This window comes from Streptomyces sp. NPDC037273 (genome assembly GCF_055603625.1).
On sequence record NZ_JBVJVO010000019.1, the window covers coordinates 18628 to 45580 of the forward strand.

Below are 26953 nucleotides of genomic sequence, written 5' to 3' on the forward strand. Positions count from 1 at the left end.
CTTTCGATGCAGAAACATTGCGAGTTTCCGGATCGGCGCACGAAGGTCACGCTGGTTGTCTCGGGACAAATGGCTAATGGCTGCGATAGTCCAGGAGGGGCCATGCGCTTGCGAGACGGCCTGAGTGACGACCATCGAGGCGACGTGCGAGACGCATCGCCTCTGGACCACCGCCAGAGCGGAGGCGGAGGCAGTGCCGCTGATGCGGCGCACCACCGGCCGGCCGCTCGGGTAGCGCTGAGATGACCGCTTCCGGGAGCGGAGCACGCGTGCTGGTGGCCGGCGCGACCGGAGACATAGGCGGGCTGGCAGTGCGCGAGTTCCTCCGGCACGGTGCCAGCCCCGCGCTCACCGGACGGAACGAGCGGCGCCTCGCGGAGCTCGCGGCACGCACGGGTTGCCCCGCCCGTCTCCTGGACGCCTACGACCTGGACGCCTGCGAGCAGTCCGGCCCGTGGGCCCGGTCGCAGCTAGGCAGCCTCGACGGTGTCCTTGTCACCATCGGGGTCGCCGGCTTCGGGACGGTCGCCCAGGTGCCCAATGCCGCCGCCGAACACCTCATGACCGTCAACGCACTGTGCCCGATGGCCGTTCTCAGAGGAGCCGTATCCGTAGTCCGGGACGGCGGCTTCCTCGCGGCCGTGACCGGTGCGATCGTCGACGCCCCCCTCACCGGGACCGCCGACTACGCGGCGTCGAAGTCCGCGCTGGCCTGCTGGCTGGGTGTTCTGAAGCGCGACGTCCGCCGACGGCGCATCGCCGTCGTCGACGCCCGCTTCCCTCACCTCGAGACCGACTTCGCCTCCCGGGCGGTGGTCGGCAGCGCGCCGCCCTTGCCACGCGGCGCCGATCCGTCAGCCACGGTGGCCGCGCTCGTAGAGAACCTACTCGCCCACATCCAGGTCGGCCCATCAAGCGCGCCGGCCTCCCCACACCGAAAAGGCCCCGGCAGGACAGATCCCGGGAAGGCACGCCCCCCGGAGCCGAAGCCGTGAACCGGCCGGAAACCATAGGAGGAGTCATGTCCGTACCCAAGGCGCCCCCGGAAGAGACACCGGAAGCCGAAGGATCGACGGCATCCGCCCATCAGGAGCGTCCCGACGGAGGACCGTGGGAGCACCCCTGGGTCATGCTCGGCCTCATCGTCCTCGGCGGCGTGATGGTGGCCGCCTTCTTCGCCGCCCGTCTCGCCGGCTGGTAGCCGCGTCCCGGCGCCCGCCGCCCGGGCGGCCGGCCCTCGCCCGACCACCTGCACGAGAATCCGATGGGAGCGATGCTGGTCCCATGGCGTGGCCACCGGTCGTCATCCGCGGGCTCAGGTCTCGGGCCGGAGAGCGCCTGCTGCTCCGGATCGCCGGCCCGGAAGCGCGGGAGCTCCGTAAACGCATCCACGCGACCCCCGGACCGCGCTGGTTCGCCCCCGGCCGCCCCATACGGACCGTCCACGCGGACGCCTCCATGTACGTCGGCGGCTTGGCCGCCCTGCTGCTGCAATCGCTGCACCCGGTCGCGATGACGGCTGTCTGGGCTCATTCCGGGTTCAGGGGCGACCCGTGGGGCCGCCTCCAGCGCACCAGCACCTTCCTGGCTGTCACTACCTTCGGCACGGACCAGGACGCCGCGCGCGCGGTGCTCCGGGTACGAGGTGTCCACGAGCGCATCACGGGCACCACCACCGACGGCACGGCGTACCGGGCCGGCGATCCGCACCTGCTGGCCTGGGTCCACATCGCCGAAACGGACTGCTTCCTGCGCGCCTACCAGCGGTACGGCCGCCGCCCCCTGGACCGCGCGGGGCAGGACGCGTACGTGGCGGACATGGCCTACGTCGGACGCCGTCTGGGTGTCGAGGACCCCCCTGAGGACCGCGAGGAGTTGGCTGCCCGCCTTGAGGCATTCCGTACGGAACTCAGGCCGACCCCAGAGTCGCGCGCGACCGCCGACTACCTGTTGTCGCGTCCGCCGCTGCCGTGGCCGCTGCGCATCCCCTACGCGCTCCTGGCGGCGGCGGCTTACGATCTCTTGCCCCGGTGGGCCCGAGCCGAACTCGACCTGCCGCTCACGACACGACTGCTGATGCCGGTGGCGAAGCAGGGCGGCCGCTCCGTGACGGCGGCCATCCGATGGGCGACGCCACCCCTGCCCTCCTCCGGTGAGGGGCTCAGCGGCGCACCTGGATGAGCTGGCGGTTCATCTCGCTCAGGAAGCGCACCACGGTGTGCAGTTCATCGGAGCTGAACTGTTTCCGCGTGGCTTCGGTGGAGCCTGCCAGGGGGCGGAAGTACTCGCGAGCGGCCTCGCGTCCGGCCTGGGCGTAGTGAATGTGGACCACGCGCCGGTCGTCGGCGGCCCTGACCCGGCGGACGTGACCCGCTTTTTCCAGTCGGTCCAGGCATGCCGTGACCGCGCCGGAGGTCAGGTTCATCTGGGAGCCGAGCCGTCCGGGCGTCATGGGCCCGCCGCCGTCCTCGTCGTGTTCGGCGTCCAGGACCGCGATCAGGGCCTGTACGTCCGTGGGATGCAGCCCCTGCGCGTGGGCGAACTCCTGGGCGATCCGGTTGAACTCCGCGTTCATCCTCCTCAACAAGACCGCGAAGGACTGCAACCCGATCGGGTCGTCGCACGGAAGTACCGGGGGAGGGGTGTCGGCGCTGCGCATCTCCCCAGCATAAGATCTCTCGATGATTGAGATACTTTATGGTTGAGTGACTGCGCTGAGCGGCTGCATGGAGCGCCTGCGTGAGTGCCTGTGTGGATGCCTGTGTGAGCGCCCGTAGGTGCCTGTGTGAGTGCCTGCTCGAGTGCCCGCTTGAGTTCCTGCTTGAGTTCCTGCTTGTGTGACTGGAGAGGTTGATGAACTTCATGACGAGCACCCCGCGCTGGGCCCGGTGGCTGCTGCCCGTCGTCCTGCTCGTGGTCTGGCTCGGCATCGGCGGGACCCTGGGTCCCTACGCCGGAAAACTCGGTGAGGTGGCCACCAACGACCAGGCGGCGTTCCTCCCGCAGGGCGCCGAGTCCACCCGGGTCATCGAGGCCCGCAAAGCCTTCGACAAGAGCGAAACGGTCCCCGCGATCGTCATCTGGCAGGCCTCCGAAGGCAGTCGGACGAGTGACTCGCAGCAACAGGCGGCCACCACGGCCGTGGCGGACCTGGCCGGGCAGCCCGGCGTCGCCGCCCCGCCGTCTCCCGCGCTGCGCTCGGACGACGGGCAGGCGCTCCAAGCCGTCGTCCCCCTGGCCCCCGACCTCGGCGACGAGCTGCCGACCGTCCTGGACGAGGTACGCGCGGCCGCCGGCTCAGTGCCGGGGCTCACCGTGCAGATCGCCGGCCCGGCCGCCACGCAGGCCGACCTCGCAGACGCCTTCGGCGGGATCGACGGGCTTCTCCTCGGCGTCGCCCTGGGAGCGGTGCTGATCATCCTGCTCCTCGTCTACCGCAGCCTGCTCCTGCCCCTGGTGATCATCATCAGTGCGGTCTTCGCCCTCGGCCTGGCCTGCGCGGTGGTCTACGCCCTGGCCGCCAGGGACATCGTCCGCGTCGACGGCCAGGTCCAGGGCATCCTCTCCATCCTGGTCATCGGCGCCGCCACCGACTACGCACTCCTCCTCGCCGCCCGTTTCCGCGAAGAGCTCGCCGCCCGCGACGACCGGATGGCCGCGGCCGCCGCCTCCGTACGCCGCTCGGCCGGTGCGATCACTGCCAGCGCCGCCACCGTCGCCCTCGGCCTCCTCGCCCTCCTGGCCAGCGACCTCACCAACAACCGGGCGCTGGGCCCGGTCGGAGCCATCGGCATCGCCTGCGCCGTCCTGAGCACCCTGACCTTCCTGCCCGCCGCCCTCCTCCTCCTGGGACGCGGCGCCTACTGGCCCGCCACCCCCAAACCGTCCGACGCCACAGCCGAAGGCCACCGCATCTGGCGCCGCATCGCGGACGTCATCGACCACAAACCCCGACGCGTCTGGATCTCGACGGCCCTGCTGATGCTCGCCCTGGCCGCCTTCTCCCCGATGCTGTCCTCCAAGGGGGTCCCACTCGACGAGATCTTCGTCAAGGACGCTCCCTCCGTGACCGCCCAGCAGACCCTCGGCCGTCACTTCCCCGCCGGGTCCGGCCAACCCGCCGTGATCATCACCAATGCGTCCGCCGCATCCGCCGTCCAGGCCGCCGCCCAGCAGACCCCGGGCATCGCATCGGCTCAACCGACCAGCGCCTCGGGCCGCCCCGGCGGCCAACCCCTGGTCGTGGACGGCCGCATCCGCATCGACGCCACCCTCAAAGCGGCGGCCGACAGCGACGCGGCCAAGACCACCATCGCCGAACTCCGCACCCGCGTGCACGCCGTGCCCGGCGCCGACGCCATCGTCGGCGGCTACACCGCCCAGAAGTACGACACCGAACAGACCGCGGCCCGCGACCGCACCATCATCGTCCCCGTCGTCCTCGTCATCATCCTGCTCATCCTCGTGCTCCTCCTCCGCTCCCTCCTCATCCCCGTGCTCCTGGTCGTCACCGTCGCCCTGAACTTCCTCGCCACGCTCGGAGTCTCCGCCCTCGTCTTCCAGCACCTCCTCGGCTTCACCGGCACCGACGCCTCCGTCCCCCTCTACGGCTTCGTCTTCCTCGTCGCCCTCGGCGTCGACTACAACATCTTCCTGATGTCCCGAGTCCGCGAGGAAACCCTCACCCACGGAGTCCGCACAGGCGTCCTCCGCGGCCTCACCACCACCGGCGGAGTCATCACCTCCGCCGGCGTCGTCCTCGCCGCCACCTTCGCCGCCCTCACCGTCATCCCCCTCGCCTTCCTCGTCCAGATCGCGTTCATCGTCGCCTTCGGCGTCCTCCTCGACACCCTCGTCGTCAGATCCCTCCTGGTCCCGGCCCTCGTTCTCGACATCGGCCCCCGCGGCTGGTGGCCCAGCTCACTCGCCAACCCCCGGGCCGACCGGACCGGACCGGCACCCCGCCCCCTAGTCGGGTCAGGGCCCACCGGATCCGACTGACGCGGCCCCGGCACGCCACAGGGTCCACCCGAAGTCACCGGGTGGACCCTGCTGCCCGCGCGAGCCCGCGGCGGCGGTCCCGCTCAGGAGGAACGCCTCATCCGGCCGGCCGGCAGGAGCGCCTCACCGGGAGCGCCCCTGCCGGCCGGCCGCTGCGTCACCCCATCGTCCACTGCTGGTTCGTGCCGCCACTGCAGGACCACAGCTGTACGGGCGTGCCGTCGGCGGTTCCCAGGCCGGCCACGTCCAGGCAGAGACCCGACTGGGCCCCGGTGACGGTGCCGTTCGGGTTGAACTTCCACTGCTGGTTGGGCTGGCCGTTGCAGGACCAGACGATCACCTTGGTGCCGTTGACGGTCCCCTTGGCGCTGGCGTCCAGGCAGAGCGTGCTGCCGCCGACGTTCACGGTCAGCTGGTTCGAAGCCGTACGCGTCCAGGTCTGGTTCGCGCCGCCGGTGCAGGCGTGGATCTGCTGCTGCGTGCCCGGCGTCGTACTCGCGTCGGTCAGGCATTTACCCGCTGCCACCGCGCGCAGCGCACCCGTCGTGCCGCCGGTGGAGCCTGCGTCAAGCCCCATGAAGTGGACCGCGTCGGCGGCCATCCCCGTGCCCTGGACCGGCAGCTGGTGTCCCGTCCCGGCGATGCTGTACGCCTCGACCTGGGTGGTGCCGGCACTGTTGTTGTACCGGGTCCGGGTCCAGTTGGTCGCGGGGCTGTCGGTCGCCGACGGCGTCTGGCTCACGCCGAGGACGTTGGTCCACTGCTTGATGCCTTCGCCGAGGTTGTTGTGGCTGAGGATGGTGTCGGTGGTTCCATGCCACAGCTGCACACGCGGCCGCGGACCGGTGTAGCCGGGGTAACCGGTGTTCCGTACCAAGTCGCCCCACTGCTGCGGCGTCTTGGACACCTGACCCTGGGCGCAGGCCGAGTTCCAGCCGCGCACCGTGCCGGTGGCGAAGCAGTGGTAGGGCACTCCCATGAACGCCGCGCCCGCCTTGAAGACGTCGGGGTAGACGGAGAGCATCACGTTCGTCATCATGCCGCCCGAGGACTGACCGGTCACGTACACAGCGTTGGGATTGCCGCCGTAACGCTGCTGCGCGTAAGTGATCATCGACATGAGCCCGACCGGGTCGCTACCGCCATTGCGGGTCAGCGCCTGGTTCGAGGACACGTCCCAGCAGCTTCCGCTCGGGTTCGTCGAGGGGTAGATGACGAGGAACCCGTACTTGTCCGCCTGGGAGGCGAAGTCGGTGCTCGAGTACATGTAGGGGCCAGACCCCTGACAGCCGTGCAGCGCCAGCAGGATCGGCGGGTTGGACTTCACGTTGTCCGGAACGTATACGTGCATCAGCAGGCCGGTCGGGTTCGTGCCGAAGTTCGTGACCTGGACCAACGACGCGGCAGCGGCCCGTGGGGCCGCCTGCAGATTCAGGCCGAGCGCGAGGCCGAGCACGGCGATGATGCCGAACAGCCGGGTCGCCAGCGAGTGGGTTCGGGACATGGGACCTCTCCGTAGGGATTGCCAAGAGTGCAAGGAGGTTCCCGGCGCCACCACGGAGACAACGCCGCCGATACTCGCGCCGATCCACGGCATACGTCAACAGCCCGTCCGCGACTGGTCGTTGACGGGGCGGTCCGCCGCCTCACCCACCTGCGGAGGTGTCGACGGCCGGAGACCAGGCGCCCGCGACACCCGGTGAACGCCGGACGCGGGCCGGCCGCCGAGAGCGGAGGACACGTCCCGGCCTGCACGGCGGGGCGGTTTGTGTCCGGAGTGTTGACAACAGGCTTCGCCTGGTGGAGATTTCACCGGGGCAGCCTTGGAGCGGCTTGCCCCACGGAAATTGTTAGCGCTCACAATTTCGACGAGGGGCCCGGCGCCCACCCATTCCCCTCGGCTGTCTCCCGCTCAGTTTGCTCCGCCTGGCAGGAACGGCCCGGCGGCAGAGCATGCCCCCGCGCGACCGTCGCGACGAAGCTCTGCCCTCCGACCGGCCTGCAGGCATCCCCCCCACCCCAAGGAGAGCGACGCGTTATGCGATGACTCGACAGGAGACCCCTGTACGTGATCCGACCCTTTGACTCTCGGCTGGATGCGGTCAGTGCTGCGACCTGATGGATGGCAGGCCAGCTCCGCGTGAAGGTTGGCGAGCCGGCCGACGGTGCAGAGGGAGCGCTGTACGACTTCTCGCTTCCGGCTCTCCGGGCCTGGGTCACGACGCACCGCGAGTCCGTCGTAGCAGAGGGCTTCGCGGTCGACCTGGACGAATCCCGCTCCCGCTGGGACAAGGCCAGCATGTCGCCTGCCCTGGACGGCCCCGACCTCCTCAGCCAGTTGACCCTCTGGGACAGTGGCGAGGCAGAGCTCCAGCGCGGCGCGGTCACCACCGACCGCATCGAGACCGAACACCGCGACCTGACATCGGTCGACGCCTTGCACCAGGTCTGGACGATCTGGTCCGCTGGCACCGTGAAAGGGCGGGGCAGTCATCGTGAATTCCGAGAGGAACTCCACCTCGCCCGTGCGGAGGTAACCCCACCTCCAAGTCCCCGCATCATGTGAGATGGGCCGTCGATCCTTCGGCGGGCCATCTCACGTTCCTCGATCGTGACGTGGACGCATCGACGCCGGCCGGCACGTGGCCCCCAGGCGCCACTGCCTCACGTTCGTTTCGTCACCGCGACGAGTGATAGACGCGACGTCGGCGCTACCTGGGGCACTGGTGTGACGTTGAGGTGCGGTGACGGCCGTGCAGTGACGGTTCTGCAGTCGGGACCTGCGGGTTTCCGAAAGGGAAAGCCGTCGGCCTGGGCCCGTGGCGTCGCGACCTGGGAGAAGCTGACCGATGGGAGTGGCGAACGTGTGGGCTGCATGCCAAGGCGACGATGTCCGGATGGCGGACCTTCCCCACAGGCGCACCGGACTGGTCGGCCGGGGTGCTGAACTCTCTTCGTTGAAAGAGGCGTTGGCCAAGAACCGGCTCGTCACCGTGACCGGTGCGGCCGGGGTCGGAAAGAGCCGTCTGGCTCTGGCGGCGGTCGCCTGTCCGCAGGACAGTCCGTGGCCGGCCATGGTCCGCGTCCGCTGGCGCGATCACGTTCCGGCCGGTCCCTGGGCGCTGGCGAAGAGGATCGCCAGGGCTCTGGACGCCGCGACGGGAGCGTACGGACGCTTCGAGAGCACGGACCTCGCGGGCGCGATTCGTACACTGCCCTGCGGCGAGCTGCTGCTCGTCCTGGACGACGTCGATCCCGTGCACGGCGACTGCACCCGGCTCGTGCAGTCCCTGCTGAGGAGTCTGCCGACCCTGCGGGTCCTGGTGACGGCGCGCCGCCCGCTGGGGCTCGGCGACGAGTACGTACTGCGGCTCGCTCCTCTGGCGACGGACGCGCCGACGGAAGGCGTGTCGCCGGCAGCCGAGTTGTTCCACGCCGTGGCGGCCCGGCACGGGCGCACCACGGCGACGGACCACAAGGCGATCGATCGGGTCTGCCTGCTACTGGAAGGGGTACCCCTGGCACTCGAACTGGCCGCGGCTCAGCTGCAGCGCACCACCGTGAGCCGGCTCGCCGCCCGTCTGGAGGAGGGGCAGTGCTGGCTGTCAGCCGTCGGCACGCCCGTCGGACGCCACAGATCGGTCAGAGCCTCGATCGGCGCCGTGCACCACCTGTGCGACCCGAAGATCCGCAAGGTCTGGCGACGTCTCAGCGTGTTCACGGGCGCGTTCACCGAGCATGCCGCGGCCTTCGTGTGCCACAGCGCCGACCTTCTCCCCGACGAGGTGCCCGCCGCGCTCGCCGAGCTCACCGCCATCGGCGTCCTCCACACCCGCGACGAGATCGGCGCGGTGCCCGAACCCCGCTACCGCATGGCCCGGGCAGCCCGCGACTTCGGCATGGAACGCCTCACGCTGGCGGGCGAGTCGACCGCGGCGTACGACCGCCACGCCCGGCACTGCCGAAGCGTGGCCTCCGTCGCGGAAACACTGTGGAGCACCGGCCTGCAGCAGCAGGCGGTACAGCTCGTCCGTGACGAACACGACGACCTGGCCGGCCTCCTGGACCGCGCCACCCACCACGGCACTCACACGAGGACCGCCGTCGAGGCCGTGCTCCACCTGTGGTTCTGGTGGGCGGCCGACAACCACGGGACGGAAGGCGCGGCGCGCACCCTCGCTCTCCTGCCCCGACTCCCCGCGGGCAGCGCCCTGACCGCCCGGGCACAGTGGCTGGCCGGCTGGCTCACCGCGGCAGCCGACCCCGCCACAGCCCGCCACCTCCTGGACCTCGCCTGGCCGGTGGCCGTCCTCGCCGGAGACGACGCCCTCATCGGCCGCATCGCCCATGCCCACGGCACTCTCGCCTGGCGACGACACGACCTACACACAGCCGCCGAACACTACCGACACGCCGCCCGCACCATCCCCGCCGGCGCCCCCGGGGGCCCCACCCCCACACTCAGCCTCACCGCCCTCGCCATCGTCCAGACCCGCACCGCCCCCACGCACGCGATCCGCACGGCACGCCAGGCCCTCGCCCAGCCCTCCGGCAGCCACGACACCTGGACCACCGCCCTCGCCCACTACGCCCACGCCCTCGCCGACCACCACACCGGACACCCAGGCCGCGCCCACCACCGCACCCGCCGCGCCCTCTCCTACCTCGACACCCGCCTGGACGCCCCCCAGGCCCACGCCGCCCTGCGCCACCTCCTCATCCACCTCGACGAAGCCACACCGTCCTCCCCCCACCACCTACCGCCGTTCCCCACCCCACGCGCAACGCCCCCACGCCAGACCCCGGTCGGCCACACCGCCGGCGCCGGCCCCTCCACGCCTTGGTCGTGGTCCTCGCCATCCTTCTGAGGGGTGACCGCTCGAAGGAGAACCGATTCGCCACGCACGTCGCCAGCCCCTCCGCACCGGCCACGACGAGTGCCGAGGAGGGTCCTTCCCTCCTCCTGCCATGAGCGTCGATTCATGCCGAGGATGGCCAATGACCGCGGTGAGGCGCGGGACCACAGGCCGCGCCGCTGCCCTCGGAGTGCGCGGGCACCTGGGGCTACCGGTGCGTCGAGCCCGTATTACCGGCTGCCATGGGCGCTCTCCTCGGCAGGCGGATGCCGGGGCCGGACGTCCCGGACGGGCTCCCCAGCGGGTGACCGGTTCGGCCCGACCGGACCCGCTGAGGCTGGAGCTGATGCTCGCCCCCGGGGAGGGCGTGGAGGAGACGGCGCGCGATCTGATCGCGAGGGAGAGCGGCTGCTGCTCGTTCTTCACCTTCGCCCTCACCGCCGCTCCCGAAGACATACGGACGGCCCGTGCCGGGTCTCCAGAACCACACGCAGGCCAAGCTTCGCCTAGATCGACGCGAAGATCGCGGACCTCACCACCATCCGTACGGCCCTGGCGGCGGCGGCCGAGGCAGGCTGCGACGACCTGACCGCCTGCGCGTCGAGCACCCGCTGCCCCATCCCGTTCCCCACCCTCGCCGAGGAGGACCGCCATACCGGCCCCTGCTGGTGACCGAGGGCGCCGCCGCCTCCCGCCGTCGCGTGTGTGCCGCGTGCTCCAGCTCTCAGCGCGGCCGGGGCCGGGGCCGTGGGTGCGGGAGCGGGCGTGGTCGTGGGCCGGCCGCCCGCGCTCGCCATCGCCCTGGCCGTCTGGGGCATGGTCGCGGACGGCTACCGCCCCGAACCGATTCGACGTCATCGGAGCGCTGGTCCGCCTCGCGGGCATGGCCGCCGTCATGTACGCACCCCGCGATGGCTGAGCCGGGCCGACGTCACCGTCGGAGTTCCGGCAGAGCTGGGACATCCGGACGAAAGCGGTGCCGACCTGCGGTGTCTTTCCCTGAACGTGTGGGCTTGGCGTAGCCGTCTGACCCCGCCACGCGGCAAGATGCCGGGCATGGCTCCCGACCCGACCCTTGTTCCTGCCCGTTCGGCGCGTCCGGCCCCAGCGGTGTTCGGCGCGGGGGCGGCCATCGGTGTGCTGGGCGGGATGATCGGCCTGGGCGGCGCGGAGTTCCGTCTGCCGCTGCTGATCGGCCTGTTCGGCTTCGCCGCGCTGTCGGCCGTGATCCTGAACAAGGCCATGAGCCTGGTCGTGGTCCTGATCGCGTTGCCCGCCCGGCTCGCGGCGGTCCCGGCCTCCGAGGTCGCAGCCCGTTGGCCGGTGGCGGTGAACCTGCTGGCCGGCAGCCTGCTGGGCGCCTGGGCGGGTGCGTCCTGGGCGGTACGGACCCGCACCGCGACGCTCTACAAGGTCCTGGCGGCCCTGATGGTGTTCATGGCCGCCGCCCTCGTCGTCACCCACACCACCGCGTTCGGCACGCTCGACCTGCCCGCATGGGCGCAGATTCCCGCCGGCGTGGCCGCGGGGTTCGGCATCGGGGTGGTCGCCGCGATCATGGGCGTCGCCGGGGGCGAGCTGCTGATCCCGACGATCGTGCTGCTGTTCGGCGAGGACATCAAGACCGCCGGAAGCCTGTCCCTGCTGGTCTCCCTGCCCACCATGCTGGTCGCGTTCGCCCGCTACAGCCGCGACGGCAGCTTCGCCGTCCTCGGCGCGAACCTCCGCTTCACCGCGATCGTGGCGGTCGGCTCGGTCGCCGGCGCTGTCGTGGGCGGCCTGCTCCTGGGCGTCTTCCCCGACGTGATCCTCATCCCGCTCCTGGCCGTCGTTCTCCTGGTCTCCGCGGTCAAGCTCGCCCGCCACGACTGACCGCGGCACGGCGACCCGAGCATCCGAGCGGCTCCGCAGGGCCTGGTGGGCCCGCAGGCCTTCCCCGAGCGGGTTCAAGGCCGACGTGGACGCGGATGAGCGGTCGGAGGGCCGCGGGAGCTCGACTTCCTGCGGCAGGCAGCGGCGGGGGAGGCCTTGGATGACGCCACATCAGTCGCCGCCGAGATCTCGGCTGTCCGGACCGGTCGGCAGCGGTCGGCGACTTTCAGGAACGACACACGCTCGCGGATGATCCCGAGGCGCTCGCAGCGACCGCGAACAGCGGTGCGCCCGCCCGGTGCAACGTGCGACGGCTTCCCGGGCGGGCTCCGGTCTCATTTTCCGCCAACCCGCGCCAAGGCGCGCGCCGAAAGCATCGCAACTGGGCGTAAGGGAGCGCGGCCTGGCTGGGAACGCCCCGCGTCCGGCACGGTGAGGGAAGGGGGTTCGACCGTTTGCGAGGGCGCCAGACGGCCGGATGTCCTTCCTGACGTGAAGGAGCAGCTCGTGATGTCCCAGCCAGGTCACTCCCTTCCGTCCGGCGTGAGCGGGCAGGGTGTCCCCGCCCCGCGCGCCGCCACGCCAACAGCCCTCCCTGTCGTTCCCGCGCCTCGACCGCGCCCAACCACGATCGATCCGGGAGGCACGGAACCCCGCTTCCGGGTCCCCCGGCCGGCCCGCATCAACCCCAGTGTCGAAGAGATGCGGCAGCACAGTCTGCGGTGGGCTCAGGACCTCGGGCTCGTCACCGAGGAGGACGAGGTGAGGTGCCTAGACAGGCCGCGGTTCGACCGGCTCGCCGCGTACGCGCACCCTGACGCCCGTGGGCTGGGCGCGCGGTTGGTGTCGGACTGGATGATCTGGTTCTTCCCCTTCGACGACTTCTTTGACGGCCCGGTGGGGGAGGACCCCACGGCGGTCAACGCGCAGATCGAACCGATGGTGCGCTTCGCCTTCGGGGACGCACACGCACTGTCCCTCTCCAGCCCGCCGCTGGTGCGCGCTTTCGCCGACCTCTGCGGACGCAGCCGCATGGGCATGTCCCCGACCTGGCAAGGCCGCTTCGCGCAGGACATCGGGACGTACCTGTACTCCTACGTCCTGGAAGCACAGATGCGCCACCGTCCCGACGCGGACCTCGAACACGTCGCGGAGGTCCGCCGCAACGCCATCGGGATTCGACCCTCGCTGGCCTTCGGCGAGGCCGTCCAGGGCCAGGAACTGGCCCTTCCACTCGTACTCACAGGACCTGAGCGATCCGGATGGGAGCGTGGGCACCGGCACCGGCACTGGCACTGAGACAGACCCTGGCCCTGGCCGCGGCCCCACTCCGGAGACCCGGCCCGACGCGCGGGACGAGCAGCCCGGTCCGCAGGATCAAATCCAGACGAAGTATGTCGGCCTGACGGACGGCGGCGTGGCGAAGGTCGACTGGATCCTGGGTAAGCCCCGCGCCGAACTCTCAAGCCGGTTCGACAAGCCCCTCGGCACGCTCGCCGGCCCCGGCGCCAGCAAGCCGCTCGCCTCCGGGCTGAAGGTCACCCTGCGGCCTGGCGGCCATCTCGTCCAGGAGTGGACCAGCGGCAATCCCCACAAGCCGGTTCACAAGCCCAGGCCGAAGCCGGACGCCGCAGTGCGCACCGTCACGCTGTGGGACGGCGGCACCGCCAAGGTCAGCAAGGCCCGATACGGGGCCTGGACCGCCACTCTCCACAACCGCAAGGGCACACCGGTGAACGCCCTCGACGCCACCAACAGGCCCTCCGCGACCCTCAAGTCCGGACTCAAGGTCACCGTCACCAAGCACGGCAAGATCACCCAGAAGTGGACCGGCAAGACCAAGCCGGGCCCGGCCGCAACGCAGCGGACCGTCAAGCTCAAGGACGGCAACAGCGCGCTCGTCGAGAGGGGTACTGACAACATCTACGGCGCGAAGATCTGGGACAGGCACGGCTACGCCCTCGACGGTGTTCACGCCAAGATCCGGCCGTCCGTCAAGTTGCCGTCCGGCCTGAAGATCTCCATCGACAAGTCCGGCAAGATACTCCAGCAGTGGACCTGACAGCGTCGGCTGTTGCCCCGCCCGAGAGCGCGCACCGGCCAACGCCCATTGCTCGCCATCCGAGCCGCCGGTAGTGAGGGAGCTGGCCGAGCGTCCAAGCTCAAGCACATGTGCTGAGAACGCCCGGCAGCAGGCGTGCCGGTCGGTATTAATCGAGTGCGGGGGCCCCGGTCCCGGTGATACAAGGTCCGCGTGACTGATCACCTCTCCTTCCCCACTCTGCTGCGGATGATTGACGAGCGTTCCGCCGCGTTCCGCGCGGCCGTCGCCGCGGCCGCCAGCCTCGACGCCGACGTCCCGTCCTGCCCGGGCTGGACGCTGTACGACCTGGCGAACCACCTCAGTGAGGGAGACCGCTTCTGGGCCTACATCGTTCTGAACACCGCTCCGGGCGACGAGCGGCCGAGCAAGGACGGGCTGGCGGCGCCCAGGGAGCGCGAGGAGCTCATAACCTGGCTGGCCGACTCGACGGAGCAGTTGCTCAGCGCTCTGCGCGAGGCCGGCCCGGACCGGGGCTGCTGGGCCTGGTGGGAGCCGCTGGCGTCGCCGCACACGGGGGCCGCCGTGGCCCGCCGCCGCGTCCCGGAGTCACTGATCCACACCTACGACGCCCAACTGGCCTCCGGTAACCCGCAGGCGCTGCCGATGACCGAGGCGCTCGACGCCATCGAGGAGTTCCTCGCCACCGTCTGCACCGTCACGGTCCCGTGGCCGGGCGAGCCCTCCACCATGGACTACCACACAGCCGAGGCCGGCTCCTGGCGCCAGACGGTCGACGCCGCCGGTTCCCGCTTCACCCGCCTCACCGCAGCGCAGGCCGCCGAGAACAAGCCCACCGCCGCCCTCCACGGCACGGCCAGCGACATTGCCCTGCTCATGTACATGCGCATCCCGGCCGACTCCCTGCGGATCGAGGGCGACGCCGACCTGCTCCAGCAGCTGCAGAACTGGGGCTGAGGCCGACGGGCAGGGGGATCACCTGAGGTGCCGGGTGGTGGGGCGGCCGTCCCCCACCCACCTCTTGCGGGCCTGGATCGGGGCGGGGATGCCTATGCGGGCGGTCCCGCCAGTGAAGCCCAACCCAACAGCGCAGACCTGCGCCTGAGGAGCACGGCCCCGACGGGCTCGCTGTGCGGCTCACTGGCCGCCCATGCACTACACGGCCGAACATAGGCCCAACCTCAACTCCAACTCCAACCCCAACGCCAGCCCCGGCCCCAACTCCGGCTCCTCTTGGGGGGATTCCCTGGTTCCGGGGTGGGGCTAGCCGCACCGATGGCCGGGGGACCGTCGGATGTCCCGTTGATCAACGGCTCCGTAGCGTCGTCGCCATGACCCACACCACCACCCACACCGCCACCCGCACCCGCGCCCAACGGGCCATACGGCGCAGGCGCGTACGCCGTTCCCTGGCCGCCGCGACCGCCGTCGTCCTCACAGCCCTCGCCGCCACCCCGGCGATCGCGGCGCCCGAACCCCGCCCGGCACACCGCAGTACGGAACGTGGGGCCCTCCTCGGTGTCACTCCCGTCGCCGACCAGAGCCGCGCCGAGGTCGCAGCGTTCCTCAAGGGCGCCGGCATCGACCCGGCGACCGTGCGCCACGGTGTGCGCGGCTACCGGCTCACGTACCGCACCCTGACACCCCGGGGCGAACCGACCACCGCCACAGGCCTCTTGGTGCTCCCCAAGGGTGGCGACCGTCGGCTCGACGTGGTGGCCGACACGCACGGCACGATGGTCCATCGCGACTATGCGCCGTCTGTTGCTGAGGACTTCGGCCTGTACGCGCCCTATCTGCACGCCGCCGCGGGCCGCGCCGTCGCCGCCCCGGACTACCTCGGGCTCGGCAAGGGCCCAGGCCTGCACCCGTACATGGACACCGCCTCCTCCGTCTCCGCCTCGCTCGACATGCTGCGGGCCTCTCGCACCGCCGCGGCCTCGCTGGGCAGGCCGCTGACCGGAGACGTGTACGGCACGGGGTTCTCACAGGGCGGCCAGGTCGCCATGGCACTGGGCCGCGAGCTGGCGCGGGGCGTGGACCGGCACTTCCGGCTGCGGGCACTGGCGCCGGTCGCAGGGCCGTACGACCTCCAGGGCGCCGAGATCCCCGCGCTGCTCGACGGCCGCGTCAACGACATCAGCGGCGTCTTCTACATGTCGTACTTCCTCACCGCCCAGAACCGGCTGCACCCCGTCTATGACAACCCGGCCGAAGCCTTCCGGCAGCCCCACGCGCAGTACGTGGAGGAGCTCTTCGACACCCGGCACACGGAGGAGGACATCCTCACGAAGCTTCCCGGCTCGGTGAAGGAACTGCTGACCGACAGCTTCTACGACCGGCTGCGGCACCCGGACGACGGCCTGCTGGCCGCCCTCAAAGCACAGGACGGGACCTGTGACTGGAAGCCCGACGTGCCCGTACGGCTGCACAGCGCGGCCGGCGACACGGACGTGGCGATCGCCAACTCCCTCAGCTGCGCGACCGATCTGGCCCGCAACGGTGTGACGGCCCCCGTGATCGACCACGGAAAGGCCGACCACAACGGCTCCTTCAAGCTGGCCGGGCCTCAGATCGTGCGCTGGTTCGACCAGCTCGCGCGCTCCTGACGCACGGTGTCTTCGCCATGCCGGCCTGGACGTCGAGAATTTCCACGATCCGGAGCCTGATAGGTGCCTGACCAGCGGTCCAGCGGTTTCAGGGGGCCGGCCCCCGCTGCGGGTCGTTCGGTGTGGGTGTGGGTGTGGGTGTGGGTGTGGGTGTGGGTGTGGGTGCGGGTGTCGGCGAGGTGGTGTGGGTCGATGCCGGCCTCGGTGCCGGCCTCGATGACGGTCGCGATGCCGGCCTCGATGACGGTGCCGTGGAACGTCTGCGGGCCGACGCCGGCCGCGCGGAGCCGATGGTCCGGTCTACGCCTGCGCGGCGCACACGGCGGAACGCCAGCCATGGTGAAGAGTTGCGGATGAGCCGCTTCAGCACTCGCCGCGCTGGCTGAGCGTGGCCTTCGCGGTGTTGCGGATCCGCTTGGTGCGACCGGCTTCGGCGAGGATGCCGAGGGCCCGTGTGTTCGTCCCGGCGGCCGCCATCAGCTGGAACCGGTTGGATGAGGCGAGCAGGTCGTCCGCCTGCCAAGGCAGCTCGAGTGTGACGGCGCGGAACAGTGACCACTCCCGCAGGCGCTGAGTCAGCAAGGGGCGGTCGATCGTGGCCTGGGTCATCGCCTGCGCCCACTCCTCGTAGGCGGTACCCGGGTAGAGGTCGGTGGCGGGACGGTCCAGGTGTCGCCGCACCGCGGACTGGGCCATCGTCGAGTCCGGGTCGGCGAGCACGCGGCTGACGAGGCCGGCCTCGTCAGCGTCGGTGACCTGCCGCAGCTTGTCGAGGTAGGCCGCGAAGCGGACGTGCTCGTCCGGGTTCGGCACGATGTCACTGAAGTTCATGCGGCTTGCTCCTCACGTTCGGCAAGGCCACCGGATCCGGCATCGGCACCCGTGCGAACTAGGGAACCAGGGATACCAGGCGGGCTCGGATCATCGCTCGCCGGCGGCCCTGTGCGGACTTGAGCAAGGGCCGTCACTCTCGCTGACAATCCCAGAACGTGTGACGGAGCGTCACCGCCGAACGGTCGCATGCCCTGGCTTCACAGACTTCTTGCCGGGGCCGCGTACGTGCCCAGCCGGGTACCGATGAACGTGTCCAGCTGCGGGAGTGACCGGGGGATCTTGTTGACCTGAAGCCTGATTGAGGTTCTAGCGTGTCACTTACTTGATCGTTTGATGACGGGAAACACGCAGATGATCCTCGTGACCGGAGCCACCGGAAACATAGGCAGCGCCCTCCTGAAGGAGCTGCACGCAGGCGGTGTCGGGCCGCTGAGGGGGCTCACTCGTGATGTCGCACGGGCCGTCTTCCCCGGAGGGGTCGAGGCTGTCGAGGGGGATTTCGCGGAGCCGGCGTCGTTGAAGCGCGCGCTGGAAGGGGTTCGTTCGCTGTTTCTCGTGTCGCGTCTGGGCTCGGACGCCGAGATTCTCGAAGCCGCCCGGCAGGCGGGCGTGGAACACGTCGTTCTGGTGTCGTCCATCACCGTCCAGACTCACCCGCACCTCGGACCTGCCGGTGAGAACCTCGCGGTGGAGGAACTGCTCAAGGCGAGCGGCATGGCCTGGACGATTCTGCGGCCGACGCAGTTCGCCTCGAACTCCCTGATGTGGGCGGCTTCCATCCGTGCCCACGAGACCGTCCGCGCGCCGTACGCCGAGACCGCACTGCCAACGATCCACCCTGCGGACATCGCGTCGGTGGCACGCGTGGCGCTGACCGAGCCCGGCCACCAGGGACGCACGTACGCTCTGACCGGTCCTGAGCCGGTGACCGCCCGACAGCAGGTGGAAGCCATCGCGGCAGCACTGGGCCGAGAGGTTGCCTTCGCCGAAATCAGCCGCCTGCAGGCCCACGCGCAGATGGCTGTGGTCTTCGGGGCCGAGGCGGCGGACGCGGTGCTCGACGTCACGGGCGGAGACGTGAACGACGAGCTGCTGATGGTGCGCGACACGGTTGCGCGGATCACGGGGAGGCCGGGCCGCCCGTTCCGGCAGTGGGCATCTGAGCACGCCGACGCCTTCCGCTGAACGACCTGGGCCCGACCACGTCCATCTGCACCCGGGCCGCCGGGCCGGCACTTTCCGAACGCCGACAGACGACAGACGGCCCCACGTGGGCCCTCGCCCAGCCGTCCCGGAACAGTCGTTCCCTGCGCCCGCAGGGATGGGCCGTCGATCGGGGGTGTGGGCCGTTGGCTGCCCCGGCGGAGGGGTCGTGTGCCAATGGCTCAGCCGAGCCCCTGAACGCCGTGGTCCCGAGGGCGGTGCGGGTGTTGATCCGTGCGCCTCGGGACCACGCCCCTGGCGGCCCTGTCCGGTACTACTTGGGCATGAGGACCGTGTCGACGATGTAGACGGTGGCGTTGGCGGTGGGCACGTTGCCGCAGACGATCTTGGAGGAGTCGTTGACGGTGTAGGACTCTCCGGAGCCCTTGGTGGTGAGCGTGCCCTTCTGGAGGGTCTCGAAGGAGCCGTTCTCCAGCTGCTTCGGTGTCAGCTTCTCGCCGACGACGTGGTAGGTGAGGATCTTGGTGAGGGTGGCCTTGTCGGCGAGGACCTTGTCGAGGTCGGCCTTCGGGATCTTGGCGAAGGCGTCGTTCGTCGGCGCGAAGACGGTGATGTTCTCGGCGTTGTTCAGGGTGTCGACGAGGCCGGCCTGCTTGACCGCGGCGACCAGGGTCGACAGGGCCGGGTTGTTGGAGGCGGCGGTGGCCACGGGGTCCTTGGCCATGCCGTCGAACGAACCGGCGCCTTCCTTCGGCACACCGGCACAGCCGGGTCCGAACGGCGCGTCGGACGCCATCGCGTCCGAGGACTCCGCTGCCGCGGGCGGCGCGGCCTGTGAGGCCGCCTCGTTGGACATCGCTTCGCTGCCAGAGGCGGAGCAGGCGGCGAGGGCGAACGGCAGGGTGGCCGCGGCGGCGACGGCCACCGCGGAACGACGGAAGCGCAGGGTGTTCATGGCGTGCTCTCCTGAGGTGTCGCGTTCGTGCTGAGGACTGCGGAGAACATCCGGCGGTGATCGCTCACGCCACCCGGCGGTCCCGGAGGGGGCGGGGTCCTCACGTCGGTGCTCATGTCCGTCATTCGGAGCGGACCCTCCGGCGGATGGGTGGTTTCCGCCGACGACGCGCACCGGCGTCGGGACCGTACCCGGAGGTGCGCCTCCCCGCTCGACGGCGAACGGTCCGAACTCCTCCGCGACCTCCACCCCGGATACGTGCTCCAGCCTCGCGACCGCACCGTCGCCGCCACCGCCGCGGCCACGCCGAGCTCCCCGCCGCCAGCCCGCTTCCCGCACCCCGCTTCCCGCACCCCGCCTCCCGCACCCCGCCTCCCGCGTCGCGACCTGTCGCCGGAGCAGGGGGGGCGACCCGCGCACCCCGCCTGGCGCAGCCGTCGTCAGCCAGGCGCTGGAGCCGCACATCCGGACGCGCCTGTGCCCACGGCCCTGCTCAGACGCGCCTGTGCCCACGGCCCTGCTCAGCTGACGGGCGAGCCCTCCACGGTGCAGGTGACGGTGCCTGCCGGGCACCAGTGGGTGCGGCCGCCGACGAGGCGCAGTTGAAGGTCGGCGTCGCCGAGTCCGGCGCGGTCGAGGGCGGTGCGCAGGGCGGTGGGGGCGGGCTGGGGAGGGAGGCCGAGGACGCCGATGAGGACGACGCCGTTGCGGGCGTCGACCGAGGCGATCTGCCAGTCACCGGCCTCCGCCCAGCGCTCGGCGATGGGGCGGGCGTCGGCGGCCAACGCGCGGTCTCGGGCGACGGAGACGGTGCCCGTGGTCAGCGGGACGGCGACCAGCAGGACGACGGCTACGACCGCAGCCAGGGTCCGGCCGTGGAACGCGCCCACGGTGAGGTCGGCGGACCGGGCCGCTTCGCGTACGCGGTAGCCGAGGAAGACCAGGGTGCCGGTGGCGACGATGGCGGCGACGTTCGTCGCGAACAGGAGTGCGGACTGTCCGGCGTCGAGGTACCGGTGCACGGTGATGAGTAGCCCGGTGACGGCCAGCGGCGGGACGAGCGAGATGGCGATGGCGACGCCGGGCAGGGTGTCGGAGATGTCGGTCCTGACCAGGGCGAACGCGCCGACCGTTCCAGTGGCCAGGGCGGCGAGCAGGTCGATCAGGCGCGGACTGATCCGGGAGGACACCTGGCTGTTGTCCGCGAACGCGTCGGGCGGAGCGGCGATCCAGCCCAGCAACATGCCGATGATCACGACCACCACCGCACCGCCGGCCACCAGCAGCGCGCTGCGCACGACGTGCGCCCGGTCGGCGAGGACCAGGGCCAGCGCGGTCCCGAGGATCGGAGTCATCAGCGGGGCCACGATCATGGCTCCGATGACGGTGGCGGTGGAATCTCCCACCACTCCCGCGCTCGCGATGACCGCTGCCAGGACCAGGAGCACCCAGAAACGCGAGGCACTTCGACTGCCCCAGGCCCGCTCGATGAACAGCGCGTCGACCATCCGCCGCGCGGCCACCTCGTCCACGCTGGACACATTGCCCCCTTCGCTCGATTTGCCCCAATTCTGCTGTCTGGGGTGCGGTGCTGGGGGAGGGCGCGGCGCCTTCCCCGCGTGGGGCCCAACTCAGCCGAAGGTGAAGGCGAAGGCCTGCAAGCCGGGTGTCAGGCGGAGTTCGAGGTGAGCCTCGCGGGCGGTGTCGTGCGTGGTCAGCCGGTAAAGGGCCGGAGTGCCGTGGACATCGAAGGTCCGGGTGGGCTTGCCGTCGACGAGGACGGTGACGGCGCCTTCGCCGGCGAGGACGAGGTTGGCGTTCTGCGCCCGGTAGGTGAGGGCGAGACGTGCGTCGCGGCCCGCGGTGAAGTGCTCGTACCCGGCGGTCCAGGTACCGGACAGGGAGAGTCCGTTGAGGGGGATGCCACCGATCGGGAAGCTGTAGACGACTGGCTTGTCCTGGGTGAGTTCGGGGGTGCCGGTGTAGCCGCGGATGCGGTGGGTGCTGAGGTACGTCTCCGGAGTACGGTCCTCGGTGAGCAGGTCGTCGGCCTGGCCGGTCGGCGGCGGGAGGACGACGGAGGGGTCGGCCTGCCGGAGCAGGTCGCGGAGGAGGTTCTCCGTCTGGGCGTAACGGCCTTCGCCGAAGGTGAAGTACCGGACGGTGCCGTTCGCGTCGATGAGGTACTTGGCGGGCCAGAAGCGGTTGCGGTAGTTGTCCCAGGTGTCGAGGTCGTTGTCGAGCGCGACCGGGTAGGTGATGCCGAGCTTACGGGTCTGGTCGGCGACGTTGCCGGCGTCCTTCTCGAAGGCGAACTCGGGGGAGTGGACGCCGATCACGGTGAGGCCCTTGTCGCGGTAGGCGCGGTCCCAGTCCTTGACGTGGGGGATGCTGCGCTGGCAGTTGACGCAGGAGTAGGTCCAGAAGTCGATGAGCACCACACGCCCGCGCAGCTCCGCGAGGTCGATCTGCCGGCCGTCCGGTGTGTTCAGCCAGGCGGCGATGCCCGCGAGCGGGGGAGCCTGCCCGCACGAGCGGAGCTCGTCGACACCGTCCTCGCAGCGGGAGAGTTCCTTGTTGGAGTCGTCGTAGAGGCCGGAGAGCTTCTGCCGGGCGGTGTCGCTGTCCTCGACCTGCCGTTGTGCGGCGCTGGTGTAGTCGGGGAGGGCACGCTGGAGGGCGGTGGTGACATCGAAGGCGAGGGCGAAGGCAAGCGCGATCATGAGGACCCCGGAGACGATACGCAGCTTCCGGGCGCGGGTACGGAAAGCGGCGACCCGCTCGGCGACGCGCCGTCCGGCGAGAGCGAAGGCGAGCAGCGGGATCGCGGTGCCGACCGCGAACGCCAGCGTGAGGGCGACGATGTCGGCACTGATCTCCCCGCGGGCCCCGGCGACGGTGATCGCGGCGAGGACCGGCCCGGCACACGGCACATAGAGAAGCCCGAGCCCGAGACCGAGGACGAAGGCGCTCCCCTCCTTGTTGACCTGCCGCTGCGGGATGCGGGCGAACGGCTTCTCCAGGAGCCGCTCCACCGGCGGGAAGACAAGTCCCAGGCCGATCAGGACGAGGAGCGAGAGTCCGAGGTAGCGCAGGAGGTTCTGGGGGAGGCCCAGGGCGGAGATGATCGTGACACCTAGGAGCGTGAAGAAGCCGAAACTCAAGACCAGCCCGGCGACGACGGCGTAGGGGCGCAGGTTCCGGGCCGGCCGGGATGAGGGCGGGGCTGGAGCAGGGGGTGCGCCGTCGGCCGGACCGCCCACGGCGACAGCGGCGCGTTCCCGCGGGGCGGGGGCGTCCGCGCCGGGGCCGGCCGCGAGGAACACCACGGGCAGGACAGGCAGGATGCAGGGCGACACCGCGGTGATCAGCCCGCCCAGCAGCCCGATCAGCACCAGAGTGACCATGACGAACGCCTCTTCCTCGCGGCGGTAGCTTTTGTCGCCTATTCGGACCGGGAACGCCGCTGGATGGCGCCGTCCGGCGTGAGCCGCGGGGCTGCTGCCGGCGAGGCGCAGGAGGACGCGACCAAGGCCGCTCGCCCCCTGACGACAGGCCGGCGCCATGTCACTCGTACGGCTGACAGGACGCCCGAACCCACCGCGAAAACCCCACCCATCCGCATGTCCGTCCGCTACGAAGACTCTGCACAGGCCGTCCCCGGCCCCGTGGCCGCAGCCCGCCCCACCGGCGGCCCGGCCGCCCGCCCTCCGACCAAGGACCCGCATGCGATGGACACCCCACCCCCGGCCGGCCGGCCCGGACGGCTGCGCCTTGTCCCCACCCGCGGAGCCCACCCGGTGAACCGACCCGTACCCGCCGACGACCCCGGCCCGACCTCACGCCCCGCTCTCGCCGAGGTGATGCGGAAGGTCGCCCAAGGCGACCAGCAGGCCTTCTCCGCCCTCTACGACGCCCTCGCGCCGATGGTCTTCGGCCTCGTCGTCAGGGTCGTGCGCGACCGCGCCCAGTCCGAGGAAGTCACCCAGGAAGTCATGATCGATCTGTGGCGCCAGGCAGCCCGCTACCAGCCCACGGCCGGCAGCGTCACCACCTGGGCGGCGACCATCGCCCACCGCCGAGCCGTGGACCGCGTCCGCTCCGCCCAGGCCGCCACCGACCGCGAACACGCCCAAGCCGCCCGGGAGCACACCACCGCCTTCGACGAGGTCGCCGAACAGGTCGAGACCCGGCTGGAGTCCGAGCAGGTACGCCGCTGCATGCGCGGCCTGACCGAACTCCAGCGCCAGGCCGTGGCCCTCGCCTACTACGGGGGACTGACCTACCGTGAGGTCGCCGAGACCCTGCACACGCCGCTTCCCACCATCAAGACACGCATGCGCGACGGACTCATCCGCCTCCGCGACTGCATGGGGGTGACCACATGAACCAGCACCGCTCCGACCTCCACGCCCTCGCCGCCGCCTACGTCCTCGACGCTCTCGACCCCGCCGAGCGGGCCGACTTCGCCGCGCACCTCCCGCACTGCGAGGACTGCCGCAGGGACGTGGCCGAGTTCGCCGCGACCACCGCCCGCCTAGCCGGAGCCGCCGCCCAGGACCCGCCGCCCACCCTCAAGCAGCACACGATGGCCGCGATCGACGGCGTCCGCCAACTCCCGCCCCAACTCCCCGAGACCAGCGCGGCCCACCGCGCCACCCGCGCCCTCAAGCGCAAGGCCGCCCCCCTCGCCCTCGCAGCGAGCCTCGCCGCCGCGGCCTCCTTCGCCGGCCTCGCCGCCTGGCAGTACCAGCAGAGCCAGGACGCCCACCAGCAGGTTCAGCAGGCCCAGCAGAACCTCGACGCGGTGACCACCGTCCTGACCGCACCAGACGCCCGTACCGTCCACGGCCGGACCACCAACGGCGCCCTCACCACCGTCGTCACCTCCGACCGCCAAAACCAAGCCGTCTTCACGGCCACCGGCCTACCCACCCCCGCCGAAGGCATGACCTACCAGCTCTGGCTCGACCACGACGGCACCATGCAACCCGCCGGATTCATCCCCGCCGACGGCACCACCCCCCTCGCCGGCGACATCGCCGACGCCGGCGCCGTCGGCCTCTCCCTCGAACCGACCGGAGGCTCCCCCCACCCCACCACCACCCCACTCCTGCTACTGGCTCTGCCCACTTGAGGCGTCCCCGCCCCGAACACCGAGGCCAAGGACGCGCCGAGCAGAGACGGCTACGGCTCGCCCTTGGCGTCGGGGTTTGATGCTGGTGGAGAGCCCGGCTGCGTACGAACGAAGGGAGTCTGTCGCCGATCTCGGGACGACTACTACTGCTACCGCTTCACTTCGGCTTGGGCGCAAGCACCGGCTGCGCGGAGTTCGTCCACCAGGGCGGCGGCGACTTCCTCGGGCACGTTCTCGAGAATCGTTGCGGGCAGCTGGCTGACGAGCGACTTGCAAGACCACAGGCTCAGCCCCGTGCGCCTGTGTAGCAGCTTCACGACCTCGATCGCCTCGGGGCCGGCGTCTGTGAGAACCGCGTCGTGAGGTTGATCGTCGCAGATCAGCAAGAACGATTCGCTCATCGTGTCCGATCCCTCTACGAGTCCACCGATGGGCTACAGCATATGGCGGGGCGCACGTCATGTTCTGAGGAGGCCGCGGGCGCGGAGGAGACCAACGGACCTGCCGCCGAATCGCTGTCCTCAGCCGGCCAACTGCCCTGCCGGGAACCCCGTGCCGGTCAGAGAGACGGTTGCCACCGCAACCCCGACTGCGAAGCTCGCGATTCCGGGGCACGTCGTACCGGACGGAACCCGCGGTCGTGGTGGTTCCGACGCTGGCCCGGACAATTTGCGCGGTGGGCCGGCACTGTCAAGCGCTGCCGTCGGACGTCTTTCCCGCCCGCCGAGGCCCAGGGCTGTGACCTGCACGTCTGCACGGACTGATTGAAGTTGCTTGAAACAGCACTGTTTCAAGCACTTGACGTCATCCTTGGCGCCTGATGCCATGGCTGCCGCCGCACACCATCCGTCACCACAGCGCCGGCGGCTCCTTCGCGGTCGGCGCGAGCACCGACTCGGTCCCTCACCGGCCGAGAGCCCCGACATGAACGGCACGGATCGTCCTCCCCGTCGGCTCCCAGCACCGAAGGAGTTCCATGCTCCTCCGCCTCTCAGCCGCACTCCGCGCAAGAGCCGCCACGGCGGCCGTCGTCCTGACGCTCGTCGCGGCCGTGCCACTCGGCTCGGCCCCACCCGCCTCCGCCCTGGACGACGGCCAGGCCCTCGCCCCGCCGATGGGATGGAACAGCTGGAACAAGTTCGGCTGCTCCATCACCGAGAACAAGGTCAAGGCCGTCGCCGACGCGATCGTCGCCGAAGGACTCAAGGACCTCGGCTACCAGTACGTCACCGTCGACGACTGCTGGATGGCCCCGCAGAGGGACGCGGCCGGGAACCTTGTCGCCGATCCCGTGAAGTTCCCGAACGGCATGAAGGCACTCGGCGACTACATCCACGGCAAGGGGCTGAAGTTCGGCGTGTACGAGTCCCCCGCCCAGGGCACCTGCCAGCACCTGCCCGGCAGCTACGGCCACGAACAGCAGGACGCGGACACCTTCGCTTCCTGGGGCGTCGACTACCTCAAGTACGACTGGTGCCAGACCAGTCCCACCGAGTCCCCGCGCATGTGGGCCGACTTCCCCGGCTCCACCGAGCAGCAGATCGCCCGCACCCTCTTCACCCGGATGCGCGACGCGCTGTCCCGCACCGGCCGACCGATCACCTACAGCCTCTCCGCCTGCTGCTCCGCACTGGACTTCCCCTCCTGGGCCGGCGCTGTCGCCCACCTGTGGCGGACCTCCACGGACATCGGCGACAACTGGAACAGCGTGATGTACAACTTCGGCCAGGCCGCGCGGCACCCCACCGCGGCCAAGCCCGGCGCCTGGAACGACCCCGACATGCTGGAGGTGGGAAACGGCGGAATGACGGACGCCGAGTACCGCACCCACTTCAGCCTCTGGGCCGTCCTCGCCGCCCCCCTCGTCATGGGCCACGACGTCCCCAGCACCTCACCGGCCACTCGGGCGATCCTCGGCAACAGGGACGTCATCGCCGTAGACCAGGACCCGGCGGGGCGGCAAGGCACGGTCGTCCAGGACAGCGGCCGCAAGCTGGTCATGGTCAAGGTGCTCGCCAACGGCGACCGCGCGGTCACCCTCACCAACCGGGGACCGGCCACGACCACCGTCGCCACCACCGCCGACGCCCTCGGCATCGGCGGGGCCGGCTCCTACACCCTCAGAGACCTGTGGTCCAAGACGACAACGACGACCACGGGCACGATCAGCGCCCGACTCCCCAGTCACGGCACGGCGATGTTCCGTGTGACTCCGGGCGGCCCCACCACCCCACCGGCCGTCCCCGACGGCGTCCACCGCATCGCCGACGGCACCTAGGCCATCGACGCACCCGGCTCCTCGACCACCCGCGGCACCCAGCTCATCACCTGAACCTGGCACGGCGGCGACAACCAGCGATGGACCCCCACCAAGACCGGCTGCCCCCCCCACGCCGCACGCGCACCCCCTGCCCCGCACGCGCCCTCCGCCCCACACAGCGCCCCCTCCCCACACAGCGCTCC

Annotated in this window: 23 protein-coding genes and 1 pseudogene; 16 read left to right on the forward strand and 8 right to left on the reverse strand. The window is 70.8% G+C overall.

The genetic code is table 11. From position 1 onward, the window contains the following. The first annotated feature begins 242 nt into the window (after window positions 1–242). The 3 genes from ACZ7G1_RS34265 (at window position 243) to ACZ7G1_RS34275 (ending at window position 2181) form a co-directional block, all read left to right on the forward strand. Window positions 243–995, forward strand: a complete 753-nt coding sequence (locus tag ACZ7G1_RS34265; RefSeq protein ID WP_470875088.1) for an SDR family NAD(P)-dependent oxidoreductase — start codon at window positions 243–245, stop codon at window positions 993–995. A 26-nt stretch (window positions 996–1021) separates the two neighbouring features. Continuing rightward, complete coding sequence (locus ACZ7G1_RS34270; RefSeq protein ID WP_470875087.1) at window positions 1022–1201, forward strand: DUF6480 family protein; 180 nt, start codon at window positions 1022–1024, stop codon at window positions 1199–1201. Window positions 1202–1284: 83 nt separating this feature from the next. After that, window positions 1285–2181, forward strand: a complete 897-nt coding sequence (locus tag ACZ7G1_RS34275) for an oxygenase MpaB family protein (RefSeq protein ID WP_470875085.1) — start codon at window positions 1285–1287, stop codon at window positions 2179–2181. On the opposite strand, the gene ACZ7G1_RS34280 is transcribed toward ACZ7G1_RS34275, so the two are convergent. Continuing rightward, window positions 2162–2659, reverse strand: a complete 498-nt coding sequence (locus ACZ7G1_RS34280; RefSeq protein ID WP_470875084.1) for a MarR family winged helix-turn-helix transcriptional regulator — start codon at window positions 2657–2659, stop codon at window positions 2162–2164. The genes ACZ7G1_RS34275 and ACZ7G1_RS34280 overlap by 20 nt on opposite strands. Window positions 2660–2862: 203 nt before the next feature. On the opposite strand from ACZ7G1_RS34280, the gene ACZ7G1_RS34285 reads away from it, so the two are divergent. Beyond that, window positions 2863–5001 (forward strand): MMPL family transporter, encoded by a 2139-nt coding sequence (locus ACZ7G1_RS34285; protein ID WP_470875082.1) that lies wholly within the window; start codon window positions 2863–2865, stop codon window positions 4999–5001. A 157-nt stretch (window positions 5002–5158) separates the two neighbouring features. Here the strand turns inward: ACZ7G1_RS34285 and ACZ7G1_RS34290 are convergent, their stop codons facing one another. Further along, the gene (locus ACZ7G1_RS34290) at window positions 5159–6505 is read right to left on the reverse strand and encodes an extracellular catalytic domain type 1 short-chain-length polyhydroxyalkanoate depolymerase (RefSeq protein ID WP_470875080.1); all 1347 of its coding nucleotides are present in this window, start codon (window positions 6503–6505) and stop codon (window positions 5159–5161) included. Between the two features lie 618 nt (window positions 6506–7123). Here ACZ7G1_RS34290 and ACZ7G1_RS34295 point away from each other — a divergent pair. From ACZ7G1_RS34295 to ACZ7G1_RS34330, 8 genes and pseudogenes are all read left to right on the forward strand, one after another. Further along, entirely contained in the window at window positions 7124–7567 is a 444-nt protein-coding gene (locus ACZ7G1_RS34295) for a hypothetical protein (RefSeq protein WP_470875078.1), read from the forward strand. 331 nt (window positions 7568–7898) lie between these two features. Continuing rightward, window positions 7899–9869 carry an ATP-binding protein gene (locus ACZ7G1_RS34300; RefSeq protein ID WP_471204369.1) on the forward strand — a complete coding sequence of 657 codons (1971 nt, stop codon included), beginning with the start codon at window positions 7899–7901 and terminating at the stop codon, window positions 9867–9869. Window positions 9870–10667: 798 nt separating this feature from the next. Beyond that, a pseudogene (locus ACZ7G1_RS34305) lies at window positions 10668–10776 on the forward strand (YnfA family protein); the annotation flags it as partial. Window positions 10777–10913: 137 nt separating this feature from the next. Next, entirely contained in the window at window positions 10914–11729 is an 816-nt protein-coding gene (locus ACZ7G1_RS34310; protein ID WP_470875075.1) for a sulfite exporter TauE/SafE family protein, read from the forward strand. A 702-nt stretch (window positions 11730–12431) separates the two neighbouring features. Continuing rightward, entirely contained in the window at window positions 12432–13028 is a 597-nt protein-coding gene (locus ACZ7G1_RS34315) for a terpene synthase family protein (RefSeq protein ID WP_470875073.1), read from the forward strand. A 118-nt stretch (window positions 13029–13146) separates the two neighbouring features. After that, window positions 13147–13791, forward strand: coding sequence for a hypothetical protein (locus ACZ7G1_RS34320; RefSeq protein ID WP_470875072.1), 645 nt, complete (start codon window positions 13147–13149; stop codon window positions 13789–13791). 192 nt (window positions 13792–13983) lie between these two features. Continuing rightward, entirely contained in the window at window positions 13984–14748 is a 765-nt protein-coding gene (locus tag ACZ7G1_RS34325) for a maleylpyruvate isomerase family mycothiol-dependent enzyme (protein ID WP_470875070.1), read from the forward strand. Between the two features lie 374 nt (window positions 14749–15122). Continuing rightward, window positions 15123–16400 (forward strand): alpha/beta hydrolase, encoded by a 1278-nt coding sequence (locus tag ACZ7G1_RS34330; RefSeq protein ID WP_470875069.1) that lies wholly within the window; start codon window positions 15123–15125, stop codon window positions 16398–16400. Here the strand turns inward: ACZ7G1_RS34330 and ACZ7G1_RS34335 are convergent. Next, a complete protein-coding gene (locus tag ACZ7G1_RS34335) occupies window positions 16361–16738 on the reverse strand; it encodes a hypothetical protein (RefSeq protein WP_470875068.1) in 378 nt (125 codons plus the stop codon). The two genes, ACZ7G1_RS34330 and ACZ7G1_RS34335, sit on opposite strands and share 40 nt — an antisense overlap. Window positions 16739–16763: 25 nt before the next feature. Then, complete coding sequence (locus ACZ7G1_RS34340) at window positions 16764–17231, reverse strand: hypothetical protein (RefSeq protein WP_470875066.1); 468 nt, start codon at window positions 17229–17231, stop codon at window positions 16764–16766. Window positions 17232–17585: 354 nt separating this feature from the next. Between ACZ7G1_RS34340 and ACZ7G1_RS34345 the strand changes: the two genes are divergently transcribed. Continuing rightward, the gene (locus tag ACZ7G1_RS34345) at window positions 17586–18419 is read left to right on the forward strand and encodes an NAD(P)H-binding protein (RefSeq protein ID WP_470875064.1); all 834 of its coding nucleotides are present in this window, start codon (window positions 17586–17588) and stop codon (window positions 18417–18419) included. A gap of 292 nt (window positions 18420–18711) precedes the next feature. On the opposite strand, the gene ACZ7G1_RS34350 is transcribed toward ACZ7G1_RS34345, so the two are convergent. The 3 genes from ACZ7G1_RS34350 to ACZ7G1_RS34360 form a co-directional block, all read right to left on the reverse strand. After that, window positions 18712–19353 carry a fasciclin domain-containing protein gene (locus ACZ7G1_RS34350; protein ID WP_470875062.1) on the reverse strand — a complete coding sequence of 214 codons (642 nt, stop codon included), beginning with the start codon at window positions 19351–19353 and terminating at the stop codon, window positions 18712–18714. Between the two features lie 521 nt (window positions 19354–19874). Next, the gene (locus ACZ7G1_RS34355; protein WP_470875060.1) at window positions 19875–20894 is read right to left on the reverse strand and encodes a DUF389 domain-containing protein; all 1020 of its coding nucleotides are present in this window, start codon (window positions 20892–20894) and stop codon (window positions 19875–19877) included. Window positions 20895–20984: 90 nt separating this feature from the next. Beyond that, the gene (locus ACZ7G1_RS34360) at window positions 20985–22760 is read right to left on the reverse strand and encodes a cytochrome c biogenesis protein DipZ (protein ID WP_470875058.1); all 1776 of its coding nucleotides are present in this window, start codon (window positions 22758–22760) and stop codon (window positions 20985–20987) included. Between the two features lie 393 nt (window positions 22761–23153). Between ACZ7G1_RS34360 and sigK the strand changes: the two genes are divergently transcribed. Beyond that, window positions 23154–23741, forward strand: coding sequence for an ECF RNA polymerase sigma factor SigK (gene sigK, locus ACZ7G1_RS34365; protein WP_470875056.1), 588 nt, complete (start codon window positions 23154–23156; stop codon window positions 23739–23741). After that, window positions 23738–24490 carry an anti-sigma factor gene (locus ACZ7G1_RS34370; RefSeq protein WP_470875054.1) on the forward strand — a complete coding sequence of 251 codons (753 nt, stop codon included), beginning with the start codon at window positions 23738–23740 and terminating at the stop codon, window positions 24488–24490. Before sigK ends, ACZ7G1_RS34370 begins: the two co-directional genes overlap by 4 nt. A 149-nt stretch (window positions 24491–24639) precedes the next feature. On the opposite strand, the gene ACZ7G1_RS34375 is transcribed toward ACZ7G1_RS34370, so the two are convergent. Continuing rightward, window positions 24640–24891 (reverse strand): ribosomal protein L7/L12, encoded by a 252-nt coding sequence (locus tag ACZ7G1_RS34375; RefSeq protein ID WP_470875052.1) that lies wholly within the window; start codon window positions 24889–24891, stop codon window positions 24640–24642. A 575-nt stretch (window positions 24892–25466) separates the two neighbouring features. Here ACZ7G1_RS34375 and ACZ7G1_RS34380 point away from each other — a divergent pair. Next, complete coding sequence (locus tag ACZ7G1_RS34380) at window positions 25467–26768, forward strand: glycoside hydrolase family 27 protein (protein WP_470875050.1); 1302 nt, start codon at window positions 25467–25469, stop codon at window positions 26766–26768. Window positions 26769–26953: the final 185 nt, after the last annotated feature.

What these genes read in the sequence shown, in the direction of transcription:
- ACZ7G1_RS34340 (WP_470875066.1), bottom strand. Translation starts at nt 17,231, where the DNA reads ATGAACTTCAGTGACATCGTGCCGAACCCGGACGAGCACGTCCGCTTC.
- ACZ7G1_RS34280 (WP_470875084.1), bottom strand. Translation starts at nt 2,659, where the DNA reads ATGCGCAGCGCCGACACCCCTCCCCCGGTACTTCCGTGCGACGACCCG.
- ACZ7G1_RS34290 (WP_470875080.1), bottom strand. Translation starts at nt 6,505, where the DNA reads ATGTCCCGAACCCACTCGCTGGCGACCCGGCTGTTCGGCATCATCGCC.
- ACZ7G1_RS34275 (WP_470875085.1), top strand. Translation starts at nt 1,285, where the DNA reads ATGGCGTGGCCACCGGTCGTCATCCGCGGGCTCAGGTCTCGGGCCGGA.
- ACZ7G1_RS34295 (WP_470875078.1), top strand. Translation starts at nt 7,124, where the DNA reads ATGGCAGGCCAGCTCCGCGTGAAGGTTGGCGAGCCGGCCGACGGTGCA.
- ACZ7G1_RS34350 (WP_470875062.1), bottom strand. Translation starts at nt 19,353, where the DNA reads ATGAACACCCTGCGCTTCCGTCGTTCCGCGGTGGCCGTCGCCGCCGCG.
- ACZ7G1_RS34380 (WP_470875050.1), top strand. Translation starts at nt 25,467, where the DNA reads ATGCTCCTCCGCCTCTCAGCCGCACTCCGCGCAAGAGCCGCCACGGCG.
- ACZ7G1_RS34265 (WP_470875088.1), top strand. Translation starts at nt 243, where the DNA reads ATGACCGCTTCCGGGAGCGGAGCACGCGTGCTGGTGGCCGGCGCGACC.
- ACZ7G1_RS34330 (WP_470875069.1), top strand. Translation starts at nt 15,123, where the DNA reads ATGACCCACACCACCACCCACACCGCCACCCGCACCCGCGCCCAACGG.
- ACZ7G1_RS34375 (WP_470875052.1), bottom strand. Translation starts at nt 24,891, where the DNA reads ATGAGCGAATCGTTCTTGCTGATCTGCGACGATCAACCTCACGACGCG.
- ACZ7G1_RS34345 (WP_470875064.1), top strand. Translation starts at nt 17,586, where the DNA reads ATGATCCTCGTGACCGGAGCCACCGGAAACATAGGCAGCGCCCTCCTG.
- ACZ7G1_RS34285 (WP_470875082.1), top strand. Translation starts at nt 2,863, where the DNA reads ATGACGAGCACCCCGCGCTGGGCCCGGTGGCTGCTGCCCGTCGTCCTG.
- ACZ7G1_RS34360 (WP_470875058.1), bottom strand. Translation starts at nt 22,760, where the DNA reads ATGGTCACTCTGGTGCTGATCGGGCTGCTGGGCGGGCTGATCACCGCG.
- ACZ7G1_RS34335 (WP_470875068.1), bottom strand. Translation starts at nt 16,738, where the DNA reads ATGGCTGGCGTTCCGCCGTGTGCGCCGCGCAGGCGTAGACCGGACCAT.
- ACZ7G1_RS34315 (WP_470875073.1), top strand. Translation starts at nt 12,432, where the DNA reads ATGCGGCAGCACAGTCTGCGGTGGGCTCAGGACCTCGGGCTCGTCACC.
- ACZ7G1_RS34370 (WP_470875054.1), top strand. Translation starts at nt 23,738, where the DNA reads ATGAACCAGCACCGCTCCGACCTCCACGCCCTCGCCGCCGCCTACGTC.
- ACZ7G1_RS34270 (WP_470875087.1), top strand. Translation starts at nt 1,022, where the DNA reads ATGTCCGTACCCAAGGCGCCCCCGGAAGAGACACCGGAAGCCGAAGGA.
- ACZ7G1_RS34310 (WP_470875075.1), top strand. Translation starts at nt 10,914, where the DNA reads ATGGCTCCCGACCCGACCCTTGTTCCTGCCCGTTCGGCGCGTCCGGCC.
- ACZ7G1_RS34300 (WP_471204369.1), top strand. Translation starts at nt 7,899, where the DNA reads ATGGCGGACCTTCCCCACAGGCGCACCGGACTGGTCGGCCGGGGTGCT.